General features: G+C 71.4%; 15 protein-coding genes. 9 read left to right on the forward strand and 6 right to left on the reverse strand.

Annotated elements, in window-relative coordinates; translation table 11 throughout:
• Positions 1-9: 9 nt before the first annotated feature.
• Both ACVHNB_RS18220 and ACVHNB_RS18225 read left to right on the forward strand, forming a co-directional pair.
• Positions 10-555, forward strand: coding sequence for a TetR/AcrR family transcriptional regulator (locus tag ACVHNB_RS18220; protein ID WP_456228906.1), 546 nt, complete (start codon positions 10-12; stop codon positions 553-555).
• Positions 552-1,517 carry a DMT family transporter gene (locus ACVHNB_RS18225; RefSeq protein WP_456228619.1) on the forward strand — a complete coding sequence of 322 codons (966 nt, stop codon included), beginning with the start codon at positions 552-554 and terminating at the stop codon, positions 1,515-1,517. The genes ACVHNB_RS18220 and ACVHNB_RS18225 overlap by 4 nt, the downstream gene beginning before the upstream one ends.
• Positions 1,518-1,561: 44 nt before the next feature.
• On the opposite strand, the gene ACVHNB_RS18230 is transcribed toward ACVHNB_RS18225, so the two are convergent.
• Both ACVHNB_RS18230 and ACVHNB_RS18235 read right to left on the reverse strand, forming a co-directional pair.
• On the reverse strand, positions 1,562-2,848 hold the full coding sequence (locus ACVHNB_RS18230; protein ID WP_428950083.1) for a phosphatase PAP2 family protein: 1,287 nt from the start codon (positions 2,846-2,848) through the stop codon (positions 1,562-1,564).
• A 214-nt stretch (positions 2,849-3,062) separates the two neighbouring features.
• On the reverse strand, positions 3,063-4,124 hold the full coding sequence (locus ACVHNB_RS18235; RefSeq protein WP_456228620.1) for a helix-turn-helix transcriptional regulator: 1,062 nt from the start codon (positions 4,122-4,124) through the stop codon (positions 3,063-3,065).
• A gap of 146 nt (positions 4,125-4,270) precedes the next feature.
• Here ACVHNB_RS18235 and ACVHNB_RS18240 point away from each other — a divergent pair, with 146 nt between their 5' ends.
• Entirely contained in the window at positions 4,271-4,693 is a 423-nt protein-coding gene (locus tag ACVHNB_RS18240) for a VOC family protein (protein ID WP_428950081.1), read from the forward strand.
• A gap of 105 nt (positions 4,694-4,798) precedes the next feature.
• Positions 4,799-5,902, forward strand: coding sequence for a winged helix DNA-binding domain-containing protein (locus ACVHNB_RS18245; protein ID WP_428950080.1), 1,104 nt, complete (start codon positions 4,799-4,801; stop codon positions 5,900-5,902).
• A 16-nt stretch (positions 5,903-5,918) separates the two neighbouring features.
• Here the strand turns inward: ACVHNB_RS18245 and ACVHNB_RS18250 are convergent, their stop codons facing one another.
• On the reverse strand, positions 5,919-6,614 hold the full coding sequence (locus ACVHNB_RS18250; RefSeq protein WP_428950079.1) for an NADPH-dependent F420 reductase: 696 nt from the start codon (positions 6,612-6,614) through the stop codon (positions 5,919-5,921).
• A gap of 82 nt (positions 6,615-6,696) precedes the next feature.
• Here ACVHNB_RS18250 and ACVHNB_RS18255 point away from each other — a divergent pair, with 82 nt between their 5' ends.
• Complete coding sequence (locus ACVHNB_RS18255; RefSeq protein WP_456228621.1) at positions 6,697-7,110, forward strand: winged helix-turn-helix transcriptional regulator; 414 nt, start codon at positions 6,697-6,699, stop codon at positions 7,108-7,110.
• On the opposite strand, the gene ACVHNB_RS18260 is transcribed toward ACVHNB_RS18255, so the two are convergent.
• Together ACVHNB_RS18260 and ACVHNB_RS18265 are read right to left on the reverse strand one after the other, a co-directional pair.
• Positions 7,070-8,305 carry an MFS transporter gene (locus ACVHNB_RS18260; protein WP_428950077.1) on the reverse strand — a complete coding sequence of 412 codons (1,236 nt, stop codon included), beginning with the start codon at positions 8,303-8,305 and terminating at the stop codon, positions 7,070-7,072. The two genes, ACVHNB_RS18255 and ACVHNB_RS18260, sit on opposite strands and share 41 nt — an antisense overlap.
• Before the next feature lie 59 nt (positions 8,306-8,364).
• A complete protein-coding gene (locus ACVHNB_RS18265; protein WP_428950076.1) occupies positions 8,365-9,009 on the reverse strand; it encodes a GntR family transcriptional regulator in 645 nt (214 codons plus the stop codon).
• Between the two features lie 81 nt (positions 9,010-9,090).
• Between ACVHNB_RS18265 and ACVHNB_RS18270 the strand changes: the two genes are divergently transcribed.
• The 3 genes from ACVHNB_RS18270 to ACVHNB_RS18280 all read left to right on the forward strand — a co-directional run bounded on the left by ACVHNB_RS18270 (position 9,091) and on the right by ACVHNB_RS18280 (position 11,555).
• On the forward strand, positions 9,091-9,579 hold the full coding sequence (locus ACVHNB_RS18270) for a MarR family winged helix-turn-helix transcriptional regulator (RefSeq protein WP_456228622.1): 489 nt from the start codon (positions 9,091-9,093) through the stop codon (positions 9,577-9,579).
• Positions 9,576-10,898, forward strand: a complete 1,323-nt coding sequence (locus ACVHNB_RS18275; RefSeq protein ID WP_456228623.1) for an MFS transporter — start codon at positions 9,576-9,578, stop codon at positions 10,896-10,898. Before ACVHNB_RS18270 ends, ACVHNB_RS18275 begins: the two co-directional genes overlap by 4 nt.
• Positions 10,899-11,048: 150 nt before the next feature.
• Entirely contained in the window at positions 11,049-11,555 is a 507-nt protein-coding gene (locus ACVHNB_RS18280; protein ID WP_428950073.1) for a MarR family transcriptional regulator, read from the forward strand.
• A 14-nt stretch (positions 11,556-11,569) separates the two neighbouring features.
• On the opposite strand, the gene ACVHNB_RS18285 is transcribed toward ACVHNB_RS18280, so the two are convergent.
• Entirely contained in the window at positions 11,570-12,064 is a 495-nt protein-coding gene (locus ACVHNB_RS18285) for a MarR family winged helix-turn-helix transcriptional regulator (protein WP_428950072.1), read from the reverse strand.
• A 380-nt stretch (positions 12,065-12,444) separates the two neighbouring features.
• Here ACVHNB_RS18285 and ACVHNB_RS18290 point away from each other — a divergent pair, with 380 nt between their 5' ends.
• On the forward strand, positions 12,445-13,620 hold the full coding sequence (locus tag ACVHNB_RS18290) for a PP2C family protein-serine/threonine phosphatase (protein WP_456228624.1): 1,176 nt from the start codon (positions 12,445-12,447) through the stop codon (positions 13,618-13,620).
• Positions 13,621-13,755: the final 135 nt, after the last annotated feature.

Genomic DNA, 13,755 nt, shown 5'->3' on the forward strand with positions numbered 1-13,755 from the left:
AGAGAGCGGATTCTGGCCGCTGCGGCCCGCCGGTTCTACGCGGACGGCGTGGCGGCAACGGGGATCGACACGATCACCGCCGAAGCAGGCGTGGCCAAGATGAGCCTCTACAACAACTTCTCCTCCAAATCGGACCTGGTGCTCGCCTATCTCGACGCGCGGCACGAGGAGTGGCTGGGGCTGTACCGGCAGCGGCTGCAAGGGGGAAGCGACGGCCGCTCGGGCGTGCTGGCCGTGTTCGACGCCTACGCCGATCACGCGGCGCACGCCTACGAGCGCGGGTTCCGCGGGTGCGGTCTGCTGAACGCGGCCGCCGAACTGCCTGCGGGTGACGAAGGCCGAGCCGCGGTGCGCCGGCACAAGGAGGAGGTCGAGACCCTGCTCGCCGGACACGTGGCGGAGCTGCTGCCCGGGCGGCCCGAGGAGACCCGCGCGGTCGCGGAGCACCTGGCGTTCCTGCTGGAAGGGGCGATGGCACGCGCCGGTCTCGAGGGCGCGGCCACGCGGGTGGAGCGGGCGCGGGCCATGGCGGCGGACCTGCTGGAGCGCCTGTGAGGAGGGCGGCCGGACCGGCGGGCGCGGGGTCGCTGTGCGTCCTGCTCGCCTCGATGCTGTGGGGCACGACAGGTACGGCTGCGACGTTCGCCCCGGGTGTGGGGCCCCTGGCGATCGGAGCCGTCGCCATGGGGCTGGGCGGGCTGCTCCAAGCCCTCATCGCGGCTCCCCGGATCCACCGGGAAGCTCCCCGACTGCGCGCGCAGCGCGGTGTGGTGCTGCTCGGCGCGCTGGCGGTCGGCGCCTACCCTCTGGCGTTCTACAGCAGCATGCACCTGGCCGGGGTCGCCGCCGGCACCGTGGTCTCGATCGGCTCCGCCCCGCTCGCCTCGGCCGTGATCGAACGGGTCGTGGACGGCCGCCGCCTCACACGGCGTTGGATGAGCGGCGCCGCTCTGGGCCTGTCCGGGACAGCGCTGCTGTGCGTGGCCGAAGCCGCCGCGCGGCACCCGGGCCCCGGCGCCAGGTCCGTCGGCGCGACCGTGCTCGGCGTGGGCCTCGGCCTGGTGGCCGGGCTGACCTACGCCCTGTACTCCTGGGCGGCCCACCGTCTGATCAGCCGCGGCGCCACGTCCGGCGCCGCCATGGGAGCCGTCTTCGGTATCGGCGGACTACTGCTTCTGCCCGTGTTGCTGATCACCGGCGCGCCCTTGGCGGAGTCGTGGACGAACGTGGCGGTCGGGGCCTACATGGCGCTGGTGCCCATGTTCCTCGGCTACATCGTGTTCGGCTGGGGCCTGGCCCATGTCCCGGCCAGTACCGCGACCACGCTCTCCCTGCTGGAGCCCGCGGTCGCGGCCGTCCTGGCGGTCCTGGTCGTCGGCGAACGACTTCCCCCGCTGGGGTGGGGCGGCATCGGCCTGGTCGTCGGCTGTCTCGCCGTCCTGACCGCACCGCCCCGCACCACTGCGGAGTCGCGGCTCGTGGCGGCGTCCGAGCAGGAGAGGGTCCCCACCGGCTGACCGGGTCCGCCGCCCCGCGCACGAGGCCTCCGGCGGACCCGGCCTCAGGCGAGCTCGGGTTGCGGTTCCGCGGGCTGCGGTTCCGGGTTCGGCGTCGGCGCGCTCTTCGGATTCCACGCCTTCGTGGTGCGTACGTAGAGCTGGATCACCGAGATCAGCGCCAGGACGAGAAGCGGTCCGAACACCCAGGGATGCGCGGCCATGTGCTGCGGCAGGTAGCGGTACGCGACCAGGAGCACGCCGAAAACAGCCGTGCCGTAGCTGACCAGACGGATTCCTGACACGTCCCAGCCGCGAGCGACGGAGCGCATGGCCGCCTCGATCGTGAGGGCGAACACCACGCCGGCGATGAGGTCCGCGCCGTAGTGGTAGCCGAAGCCCAGCGTCGCGGTGAGGGTGGCGACCAGCCAGAACGTGCCCGCCCAGCGCATGACCCGCGAGCCCTCGCGGGAGTGGATGAAGAGCGTGGTGGCCCAAGCCGTGTGCAGGCTCGGCATGCAGTTGCGCGGGGTGATCTGGTCGAACGGGATCGGGTGCAGCGCGCCGATCGACGGCAGCGTGTCGGGCCACACGTTGGCCGCCGCCCACAGTCCGCCGTCGGTGCCGTACGCGTAGATCGGTCCGACGACCGGGAAAAGCATGTAGATGGCCGGCCCGAGCAGACCGATGACCAGGAAGGTGCGGACCAGATGATGGCTCGGGAAGCGCCGCTCGACCCCGACGTGACGCAGCTGGTAGAGCCCGACCAGGGCGGCTGCCAGCGGCAGTTGACCGTAGACCAGTCCGAGTACGTGACTGCTGATCGGACTGGTGGCCTCGACGGCCTGGCCGAACAGCCACGAGGGGTTGCCCAGCGCGTGATCGGCCGTGGCCACGTACGGATCGAGCACCTCGGGGCGGGCCTTCGACGTGATGAGCAGCCACGTGTCGCCCGTCTTGTGGCCGAACACCAGCAACAGGCCCAGCCCGACACCCTTGAGCAGCAGGACCCGTTCCTCGCCGGTCCGGTGCGTGAAGGCGAGGACCGCACAGCCCATGACGACCCACAACGCGCCGTTCCCGAAGTTCAGGTCGGCGCCGACCACCAGCCGCACCAGCAGGAAGACGATGTCGATGCCGATCGCGGCACACGCCGCGATGAGCCGTTGCCGCCAGGTGAGCACCACCATCGTCAACGCCAGACCCGCGTACAGCAGCGGCCCTGAATGCGGTGCGAAGATCACCTCTCGTGCTTCGTCTGTGATCGGCCCCGGTTGGCCGTAGTGGCGCGCCGCGAATTCCAGTGCGATGACGAATCCGAGGACGGCCACTCCCGCCATGACCCACAGCATCGTGCGTGGCTGACGCCGGATTGCGGCGTCACCGGGGTCGGGCAGGGATATTCGTGGTGGCGTGGTTTTCAATTGTCCGACTCATTGATGATGTAGGGCGCAAGCGGCACTTGTTGCGCTCGATGGCATGTTTCCGGTGAAGAACAGGCGATCAGGGTGATCGTCGCGAGTTCGAACATGCTAACGGCAAGCGGACTCGGCAGATAGGGGCACGTCAGACAGCGTGCTCCGGCGGGCCGTGCCGAGGCAGGCTCCGTACCGGAGAGCTGTGCGTCGGGCCTGCCGGCACCGGCTCAGGGGCGGGGAGGTGCTGCCCTGCCGCGCGTGCGTAGCGATCGGCGAGCAGGGCGAAGGAGTCGGCGAGTTGGCGCGGGGCGACGTCGTCGATCTCGGTGTCGAAGCGGCCGAGGACGGCGGCGAGTCCGGTCCATGACCACGAGCCGAGCGTGAGGCGACAACGCTCGGGGCCGAGTTCCTCGACGATGCCGTCAGGGACGAAGGCGGCGACGGACTGCGCGGGCATGGTGAGGACGGCCTCACCTCGGCACGGCCAGTCGGCGGTGGTGCCGTCGGTGCCGCGGAAACGTCCGGTGACGAAGGCGGACACGTCGTCCTGGGGGAGCGGCCGGGGCGTGAAACGGGGCCCGTTGGGGGTGCGGACGGTGATGCGGTCCACGCGGAAGATACGCCAGTCCTCCCGGTCGAGGTCCCACGCGAGGAGATACCAGGTGCCACGCCAGGTGAGCAGGTGGTGCGGCTCCGCCCGGCGCGGACGTGCGTCGCCGCCGCCTCCCGGCGCGTAGTCGAAGCGCAGTTCCTCCCGGGCACGGATGATCTCGCCGAGCGCGACCAGGCGCTGAGGGTCGGCCGTCGTCGTGGCCTGCTTCTCGACGGGCCGGACCGGCGTGACGCGGAGCGCGTCCATACGGTGGCGCAGGCGGGCGGGCATGACCTGGCGCAGGGTGGCCAGGGCCCGGGTGGCGTCCTCGCCGATGGAGGGATCCGCGGCTGCCGTCTGCAGGGCGAGAGCCAGGGCGACGGCCTGGCCGTCGTCGAAGAGCAGCGGCGGCAGTCGCGTACCGGCGCGCAGGCGGTAGCCGCCCGAAGGGCCCTTGACCGTGTGGATCGGATAGCCCAGTTCGCGCAGGCGGTCGATGTCCCGGCGCACCGTCCGCACGGTGACGTCGAGGCGCTCGGCCAGATCGTCGCCCGACCGGTCGCGAGGCGACTGGAGAAGCGAGAGCAGGACCAGCAGGCGGGAGGACGTCTTCTGCATGACGGCCATGGTGCCAGCGGTAGAGGACACAACCTGTCCTCTACCGCTGCGAGGGTTGATCTCGCACAGGCCGGAGAGCCACCGCTCCTGGCCCGGGCCGCGGTCACTCGGACCGTGCCCGTCCACCGGTTGCGAGGAGAAGCGTCATGTCGGTGTCGACCACCACTCATCTCAACTTCCGGGGCCAGGCCCGCGAGGCGCTGGCCTTCTATCAGTCGGTGTTCGGCGGCCGAACCGTCACCGTGACCTACAAGGACGCGGGCGCGGTACAGAACGAGGCCGAGGCGGACTGGGTGATGTGGGGTGAGGTGTCCGGCGGCCACGGATTCCACGTCATGGCCTACGACGTGCCGTCCCAGCTTCCCTGGGCGCAGGGGGAGAACTCGTTCTTCGTCTCCGTGCGCGGGGACGAAGCCGACGAGATCAGCACGCTCTGGGAGCGGCTGGCGCAGGGCTCCGCCGTCGTGCGGCCGCTGGGCGAGGCCCCGTGGGCCCCGCTGTACGGCATGCTCACCGACCGCTTCGGGGTGACCTGGGTCCTGGACGTCGCCGCGCCCCACAACGGCTGAACCACCGCAGTCCACGTGCACATCCGTCCGGGCCGTGGCCTCTCTCCGCGGCCCGGATGCCTCCACCCAGCGGAAGAGACGACCAGCGTGCCGCAGCCTAGGACCATGACGGTTCTCACCCAGCGCGACCTCAACCGGGCCACGCTCGCCCGCCAGTACCTGCTCGAGCGCCGCGCCACCACGGTCACCGACGCCGTGTCCCATCTGTGCGGCCTGCAGGCACAAGAGCCTCAAGAGCCTTTCGTCGGGCTGTGGTCACGGATGCGGGACTTCACCCCGGACCAGCTCGACGACGCCCTCACCGGGCGGGACGTCGTCCGTACGCACCTGATGCGCCGCACGATCCATCTGGTCACCGCCACGGACGTACTGGACTGGCGTGCCCGGCACGACGCCATGCTGCGCCAGCGCGTGCTGGGCACGTACCGCCGCGAACTGGCGGGCATCGACCTGGACGAGCTCGCCGCCGCGGGGCTGACCGCCCTGGCCGACGGCCGGCCCCGCACCATGGCCGAACTCGTGACCGCCGTCGAGGAACGCTGGCCCGGTCCGCCCCGCCGCGCGCTGGGCGAATTGCTGATCGCGGCGCTGATCCCCATGGCCCAACTGCCACCGCGCGGCCTGTGGCAGACCACCGCGGGAGTGCGCAATCTCCCCCTGGCCACGTGGCTCGGCGCGAGCATCGTCCCCCTGTCCGGACACGGCGACGGAGACGGACGCCTCGCGGGTGACGATGGCGATCCCGTCGGTCAGCGGCTGGTCCGCCGCTACCTCGCCGCGTACGGCCCCGCCGCCACTGCCGACATCCGTGCCTGGAGCGGCCTGGCCGGGCTGCCGAAAGCGGTCAAGGCCCTCCGCGACGAGCTCGTGAGCTTCCGTGACGAACGCGGACGTGAACTGCTGGACCTGCCCGACGCCCCCCGCCCGGACGCCGACACCCCTGCACCGGTCCGCTTCCTGCCCGCCTTCGACAACGCGCTCCTCGGCTACGACGACCGCAGCCGCATCGTCGACGACGAGCATCTAGGCCTCTCCGTAGCAGGACAGCGCGTCGTGCTGGTCGACGGGCGGGTCGCCGCGACCTGGGCCGGGGACGGCGAACGCGTACGCGTCACCCCCCTCAGAACCCTGTCACCCCAGGAGAACGACACCGTGCAGGAAGAAGCCGGAAAGCTGGCCGGTTTCCTTGCGACCCCCGCGACGAACTGAGGCCGTGCTCGCGCAGTCACGCCGGGTCCCTCCGCGCCCCCTCGCCGTCTTCCGAGTCCGGCCGGCCCGGTCCGGCGGCATAGGCCAGCGGAGGGGCGATCGCCTGGGCGTCCGCGCCCTCGCCGACCCACAGCCCGATGAGCAGCGCGGCGGTCGCCTCCAGCAGTCCCGCACGGTCGAGCCCGCCTGCAGCCACCGGTGCGCACCCCAGGTCCCGCACCAACTCGTTCACGCGTACCAGCGCCGTCTCGTCGTCCCCGCAGACCGGCACCGCCAGTGGTCTCCCGTCGAAGACCGGCGGGCGCATGCGCCACACGTCGGCGTGACAGAGGTTGAACGCCTTGACCACGTGGGCTCCTGGTGCCGCGGTGGCCAATTGCCGTGCGGCTGAGGGGCCGCCTTCCGTCAGCAGCCGGAAACCCGGCCCGACCGGGTTGGAGCAATCGAGCAGCACCTTGCCGTCCAGGACGGCGCGCAGGTCCCGTACGACAACGGCCCCCGCCCCGAAGGGAAGCGCGGCCAGCACCACCTCCTGACCGGACTCGGCCGCCGAACGCAGACCGGCAGGCCTCGCGCCGCCCCCGATGCGCGTCGCGAGCCGCTCCGCCTCGCGCGGGTTCCGTCCCCCGATGGTCACCTCGTGCCCGGCCCGCACCCAGTGGGTGGCGAGCGCGTCGGCCATGTGGCCCGTTCCCAGTACGCCGATTCTCATCACGCGTCCCCTGTCCGTACCCGATTGCCCGCTTCCAGCGTTCGCACCGACGCTAGAAGGGAGTTCGGGCACCATTTGGTACGTGACGACCGACGCCTTCCTCGCCGACTGCCGGGCCCGCCTCGCCTTCGACCTGCTCTCCAACACCTGGAACGCCGTGGTGCTCTGGGCCCTGCGCGACGGCCCCGCGCGCCCTGTCGACCTGCGGGAGCGGATCGGGGGCATCAGCTCGAAGGTGCTCACCGAGACCCTGCGGCGACTGCAGTTCAACGGACTCGTCGACCGGCAGGTCCGCCCCGAGGCACCCTCAGGGGTCGAGTACCGGCTCACGGCGCTCGGACGGACCCTGCTGGCGCCCATCGACGCCGTCGGTGCCTGGGCCTTCGAGTACGGCGACGAGGTCATGGCAGCCCAGGAAGCGGCGAGCACTCCCGGCCAGCTCCTTCCGAGGACGGTCACTCGACGCGGGCGTCGGACGGCTGCGCGTCCCTCCTGACGCCCTGCGCGACAACCCGCGTCGTTGCCGGTCCGGCCGGCAGGTGACGGCGGTAGGCCAGCAGCACCGACGTCGCGCACAGCAGGGCCAGGACGACCAGGGCGAGCAGCAGCGTCGTCGTGCTGAACAGTGAGGTGGCGGCGGCCAGGACGATCGGAGTGAGGAACCCCGCGTAGGCGAGCGTGTAGAAGACGCCCGTGAGTCCCGCGAGATCGCGTGGTCCGGCGATGCGCTGCACTTCGAGGAGCCCGCTGACCAGTCCGGTGCCGATGGCGCAGCCCAGTACGACGGCCGTGGCCACGCCCAGCAGGAGGGACTGCCAGTGCTGGGCCCCGGTCATCATCAGCAGCCCGGCGGCTGCCAGGAACAGGAAGACGACCAGGCCCCGTGCCGATGAGGGGGTGTCGATCCGCTTCGCCAGCGGCTGGACCAGGGCGGCCACGCCGAGTGTCAGTCCCGTGAGTGCGGTGGCGTAGGCCAGGCCCCACGAGCCGGTGGAGTCGGAGAGCAGTACGGGGAGGTAGCCGTAGGCGAGCGCGGCCGAGGCGAACAGCCACGGTGCCGCGATCGCGACCACGCGAACGAACCGCTTGTGCCCGGCCGCCGGAACCCGCAGCTGCTTGCGCAGCGGTCCGCCGAGGCCGCCCGGACTCGTTTCCGGGACACGCCTGACCAGCCACACGAACGGAACGGCGACAGCTATCTGCAGCAGGAACGGCAGGACCTCCGGGCGCGGTCCCCACTGCGCGAGCGCTCCGGCCACCAGGGCACCGAGGCCGGAGCCGAGGGTGAACGCCGTCGAGGCGCGACGGGCGCCCGCACCGGCGTCCGCGGCGGTGTCGTGGGGCGGCTGGGAGAGCTCCTTGAGCCAGCTGTTGCCCACCGCCATCGCGATCCCCACCGTCACGCCCGACAGCAGGCGCCCGATGAACAGCGGGGCCGGACCGAGGGGCCCGAGGGCGAGCACGGCACCGGCGGCGAGGGCCGTCAGCATCCCCGCCGTCATGACCGGGCGCCGCCCGTGCCGGTCGGACAGGGCGCCGGCCAGGAGCAGAGCGGGCGCGAGACCGCCCACGTAGACCCCGAGAAGCAGGTTCACGAGCAGCGTCGAGTACTGCTCCTCGTGCTTGTACAGGAGCAGCAGGGGGCTGAACTGGTTGCCGCACCAGCTCATGACGAAGACAGCGCCGAACACGACGCGCCACTGCCTCCCGGAACGCACACCGTGCCCGCAGGGAACTGGCGTCGCCCGACTCACAAGGCCCCCTGATGCCGTGCCACGTGATCGGCGAGCACTGCCTCGTAGCCCGGGGCGTCCGCCCCGGTGAGGCAGTCCGACAGCTTGCGGTGGTCGTCGATCACTTCCGGGAGATGCTGCGGGTGCATGGTCAGCAGCTGGTGGCGCAGCCGTTGCTGGCGGTCGTGCAACAACGTGAAGAAGTGCAGCGCTATGGCATTGCCCGAGGCCCGCACCACGGCGGAGTGGAAGGCCTCGTCCGCCGCGACGAACGCTTCCAGATCCTCCGCGGCCAAGTGGCGTCGCTGCTGCTCCAGACACTCCGTCAGGGTGCGGACCGTCTCGGCGGAGGGACCGCCCTCCTCGACGACCCGCCGGGCGGCGGCCCCTTCGAGCAGCCTGCGCATCTCCAGTACGTCCTGCGCCTCGCGCGGAGCGATGGGCGTGACCACGGCACCTCTACGGCCCGCGAGATCCAGCAGGCGTTCGCTGCTCAGCCGGAGAAAGGCCTCGTGCGCCGGAGTCCGGCTGATGCCGAGCTCCTCACTGATCTCGCTCTCGGTGACCAGCTGCCCGCCGGGCAGCCGACCGCTGATGATGGCCTGTTTGACGTGGTGGTACGCGTGCTCCGCTGCGGAGCGGGATCCCGAGATAGGTGCCATAGCCACGTATCTTTTCATGCATGCATTGATGCATGCAACGACATCCGGATTTGATTGCGACAGCGCTGTTATATTAGCGCTGTGACATCTTCAGATCCCACGACGGTTCCTGATCCCTGGCAGCCCCTGCACGCGCTGCTCGCCGACTTGGACGCCGAGATCGAGCAGGTCTACGTGGCCCGCGGCATCGAGGGGGTGCGGCCGCGGTTCGCCTATCCGCTGATCCGGCTCGCGCACACCGGGCCGCTGACCATCCGGGAGCTCGCCGAGTCCCTCGACCGCTCGCACTCCGCCATCAGCCAGACCATCACCGCCATGCGCAAGGAGGACCTGGTCACCTCGGAGCCCGGGCCCGACGCGCGGACCCGGCGGATCGACCTGACCGAGCGCGGCCGGGCACTGGTGCCCTTCCTCGAGGCCGAATGGCGCGCCACCCACGCGACGGTCGCCGAACTGGACGCCGAGATCCCCCACGCCATGACCGCCGTGGTCGAGGAGGTGCGACAGGCGCTCGCGCGACGGTCGATGCGGCAGCGGATCCACGACCACATCGTCGAGCCGCCACGATGAGGGCGCGTGTCCGCTTCCTCGACACCCGGCCGCTGCGCGGCAGCCGGCCGTTCCGCAGTCTGTGGATCGGCACCTCCGCCTCCCAGCTCGGCGGCCAGATAGCCAACGTGGCCGTGCTGGCGCAGGTCTGGGACCTGACCGGCAGCCCCGTGGGCACCGGAGCCATCGGGCTCGCCACCGGCCTGCCGACGCTGCTCCTCGGGCTGCTCGGCGGCACCTTGGCCGACGCCGTCGACCGCCGCACGGTGGTGCGGGCCACCACCGGCGGCCAGTTGCTGGCGGCCACCGGGCTGTGCGGCCAGGCGCTGGCGGACAACCGGAACGTCCTGCTGCTGCTCGCGCTGGTCGCCACGGGCGCCGGCTGCAACGCGCTCGGTGCGCCTGCCCGGCGCACCTTCCCGGTCCGGCTGCTGCCGAACGACCAGGTCGCGGCCGGGCTCGCGCTGACCAACGTCTCCTTTCAGGCGGCGATGCTGGCCGGGCCCGCCCTGGCCGGACTGATCATTGCCCACTGGGGCTTCTTCGCCGCCTACGCCGCCCAGGGCGCGGCCGTCGCGGTCTCGATGCTCACGGTTCTGCGCCTCCCGTCCATGCGGCCCGAGGGCGTCGCCACGGCAGGCAGGCGCCGGGCGCGGCGCGGTGGGTGGCGGATCGTCCTGCGCCGGCCGACGCTCTGGGGATCGATGGCCACCGACTTGTCCGCGACGCTGCTCGCCATGCCGATCGCGCTCTTCCCTCTGGTCAACGAGGCCCGGTTCGGCGGAAATCCGCGGACCCTCGGCCTGTTCCTCTCCGCTGTCGCGGTCGGCGGGATCACGGCCGGCCTGCTCTCCGGCACGGTGACGCGTCGGCGCCGCGCCGGCCTGGTGCAACTGGTCGCGGCCGGGACCTGGGGCCTGGCCATGGCCGGGTTCGGCCTGGCCGGATCGCTGTGGCTCGCGCTCGGCAGCCTGGCCGTGGCCGGCGCGGCCGACACCGTGTCGGTGGTCACCCGCAGCGCCCTGGTCCAGTTGGAGACCCCCGACGCGTACCGCGGGCGAGTCTCCTCCGTGGAACACGTCATCGGTGTGGCGGGCCCCGAGCTCGGCAACTTCCGCGGGGGCCTCCTGGCGTCGGCCGCTTCGGCCCCGTTCTCCCTGGTCGCCGGAGGGCTGTCCGCGAGCCTGGCGGTGGCCCTCGTGGCCCTGGTCAACGGCCCTCTCCGCGCCTACCGCACGCCGCCTCCGGTACCCGTCGAGCCCGAACCGACAGCGCCCGGGGCAGAAGCGGCGGGCACGGCGCGCGCACAGGGCAGCGGCCTGCAAGCCGCCGACGGATGATCTTCATAGGGGAAGCCGGATGACCCTCATGGGTGGAGCCGAGGACCCGGCGAAAGCGCGGAGGGCATATACCGGGGCGAGCGCCGGGCGCCTCCGCGACGGTAGGGTGCTGGACTATCTGCCTCGCTTTGTGGACGGGAGGGTGCTGGGATGTCCCGAAGTGTGCCCCTCCATGCACCTGAGCACGTTGCTCATGTGGCGTGCCATGTATCGGAGTTGCTCCAGGTGCTGTGGGGGCGCGGTCAGGAAGCGGCGCCGTCCGGGCCGCTGTCGCCTTCGCAGTTCCGGGCCCTGACGGTGATCGAGGAACAGCGGCGGGTGAACCAGCGGGCGTTGGGCGAGGCGCTCGGGTCGCGGCCGTCCGCGGTGAGCCGCCTGTGCGACAGGCTGGAGGCCGCCGGACTGGTGGAGCGGCTCGCGAGCACCACGAGCCGCCGTGAGGTCGATCTGCGGCTGAGCCGTCGGGGAGCGGTCGTCCTTCAAGACTTCCGTTCGGCGCGCGCCCGGGAGATCGAGGAAGTCCTGCAGACCATGTCGCCGGCCCATCTGCGGAACCTGGCCGAGGGGCTGGAGCAGTTCCAGGCGGCGGCCACGGCGTACATCGGCCTGAGCGGCCCCGAGGACGGGACGGCGGGCAACTCGGAGGCCATCGCCTGACGTGGGGCGGACCGTCAGGGGCGGTCCGTCGTGCGACGGCCCTGCGTCCGAGCCGTCTCGGCGAAGGCGCGGAGCCCCGTCAGCAGTTCTTGCCGTGAAGCGGCCGGCATGCGGCTGAGGACGTCACCGAACATACGGGCGCGCCGGGCGGACAGGGTGTCGAGGATGTCGTTCCCCTGCCGGGTCAGGACCAGTTGGATCTCCCGGCGGCTCGTGGTCGCCGGTTCGCGGCGCAGCAGGCCCGCGGCCTCGAGCCGGTTGCACAGCCGGCTGGCGGCGGAGGGGGCGGCGCCGACCTCCTCGGCCAGAGCGCTCAGATTGATCCGCGGTACTTCCCGGGCGACGAGCAGAGCCTGCAACTGCAGAACGGACAACTGAGGGGTGACAGTTCTGGACGCGCGCGCCCACAAGGACACCAGTGCTTCCACGGCCTCGACCGTCTCGGCGGTCAGGTCGGGTCGGGCGTCCTGCAGCGGTCCGGCACACGCCCTGGGGCCGTCACTGTCCATGGAAAGAGGTGCACCCCTCGCGAGCTGTGGCTTTGATTACGCGTACTCTCTCGTCTGCCCGCTCCGCCGAAAATATCCGCGCGGCGGCCGGCGGAGTGCGGATCAGTGCCGAGTCGGGGCCGGAGACCTGGTCATTTGCTGCCGGGCCGGTGCGTACGCGAGATACAATCCCTTGACAGTTGCCGTATGGCAACACTTGTGGTGCTTCGATGTTCCTGCTCGGCTCGGATGGGCGCGGCGCAGGGATCGTGGTCGAGGTCATGCCGATGAGGGCCTGTGTCGCCAGGAGCGTTCTTCCAGGCCGATAGGTGATCCGGCCGCGCCGAACGCCCGTTCCCCTGTCTCGCCCGGTAGCCGCCGGCCTCTTGGAGAAGGCTGCTGTGACGACGAATTTTGTGGCTGTCGAACGGGCGATTCGTGGTGCGGCGCCGTACGGCCTGCTGGACACCGTACGCGCCGCCCTGGGCAAGCACTACGGAGCCGTGAGCGTCGAGCTCCTCATGGCGGACTACAGCCTCACTGTCCTGCAGCCGGTGACGGAGCTGCCGCACACGGCCAAGCCCCTTCCCGTGCACGCCAGTGCCGAGGGCCGCGTCTTCGGCAGCCAGGATCCGCGTACGCACGTCGAGAGCACGTCGGGCGTGGTGCAGCTGCACCTGCCGGTGACCGTCCGCGGCGACCGGCTCGGCATTCTCTCCGTGCGGGTGCCGGAGGAGAGATGCACGCAGGAAGGGGTGGCCGAGCTTGCCGCCCTCTCGGAGATCCTGGGCCACGAGATCGTTGTCGCCGACCGCGACACCGACGTCTATCTGCAGGCCCGCAGGGCGAGCCGCCTCACCCTGGCGGCGGAGATGCAGTGGCAGCTGCTGCCCGGGCGGTCCTGCTCCCGCGCCGAGTACGCGATCGGTGCCCAGCTGGAGCCGGCCTACGCCATCCACGGCGACAACTTCGACTGGGCCACGACGGCCGAGACGCTGACGCTGACCATCACGAACGGCATGGGGGAGGGGATCGGGGCCTCCCTGCTCACCAACCTCGCCGTGAACGCCCTGCGCAACGCCCGCAGGGCCGGCATCGGCATCGCCGACCAGGCGGCTCTGGCCGATCAGGCCCTCTACGCGCAGCACCGGGGCGAACAGTACGTTTCGACCCTGCTGCTCTCCTTCGAACTGGCGACGGGACGGGTGCGGGTGGTCGACGCCGGATCGCCCCAGCTGTGGCGGCAGCGCGCCCGTGCGGTGGAGCAGGTGCCGTTCGAGGCCCAGCTGCCGCTGGGCATGTTCGAGGAGACCGACTACGTCGCACAGGAGATCCAGGTTCTGCCGGGGGACCGCCTGCTGTTCGTCAGCGATGGGGTGTATGCCGCCCTGTCGGAGGCGGGGGAGGCGTACGGTGATCGGATGCTTGCGCGCGCGATCCAGAACGCGAGCCTGCTGCCCGCGGCGGCGGTGCCTCGCGCGATCCTGCAGGAGTTGGCGGCGTACTTGAACGCCGACGCGGACGATGACGCCCTCGTGGTGTGCCTGGACTGGTTCGGTCGCGACACCGCCGCCTGAGTCCGGGCCGCGTGCGACGGCCGTGGTTGCCGGGAAGCCCCTGGGCATGCAACTGTTGCCTTATGGCAACTGTAGTCGTGGGCGTTGACGCCGGAGCGGGGCAAGTCGGTCCGTTGCGGCGCCGGTTGCTGTCCT

It is taken from the genome of Streptomyces sp. YJ-C3 (genome assembly GCF_053891275.1).

Excerpts from the sequence above, each read along its gene's own strand:
- ACVHNB_RS18245 (WP_428950080.1), top strand. The coding sequence starts at position 4,799 with ATGACGGTTCTCACCCAGCGCGACCTCAACCGGGCCACGCTCGCCCGC.
- ACVHNB_RS18280 (WP_428950073.1), top strand. The coding sequence starts at position 11,049 with ATGTCCCGAAGTGTGCCCCTCCATGCACCTGAGCACGTTGCTCATGTG.
- ACVHNB_RS18265 (WP_428950076.1), bottom strand. The coding sequence starts at position 9,009 with ATGGCACCTATCTCGGGATCCCGCTCCGCAGCGGAGCACGCGTACCAC.
- ACVHNB_RS18275 (WP_456228623.1), top strand. The coding sequence starts at position 9,576 with ATGAGGGCGCGTGTCCGCTTCCTCGACACCCGGCCGCTGCGCGGCAGC.
- ACVHNB_RS18235 (WP_456228620.1), bottom strand. The coding sequence starts at position 4,124 with ATGCAGAAGACGTCCTCCCGCCTGCTGGTCCTGCTCTCGCTTCTCCAG.
- ACVHNB_RS18285 (WP_428950072.1), bottom strand. The coding sequence starts at position 12,064 with ATGGACAGTGACGGCCCCAGGGCGTGTGCCGGACCGCTGCAGGACGCC.
- ACVHNB_RS18230 (WP_428950083.1), bottom strand. The coding sequence starts at position 2,848 with ATGCTGTGGGTCATGGCGGGAGTGGCCGTCCTCGGATTCGTCATCGCA.
- ACVHNB_RS18250 (WP_428950079.1), bottom strand. The coding sequence starts at position 6,614 with ATGAGAATCGGCGTACTGGGAACGGGCCACATGGCCGACGCGCTCGCC.
- ACVHNB_RS18240 (WP_428950081.1), top strand. The coding sequence starts at position 4,271 with ATGTCGGTGTCGACCACCACTCATCTCAACTTCCGGGGCCAGGCCCGC.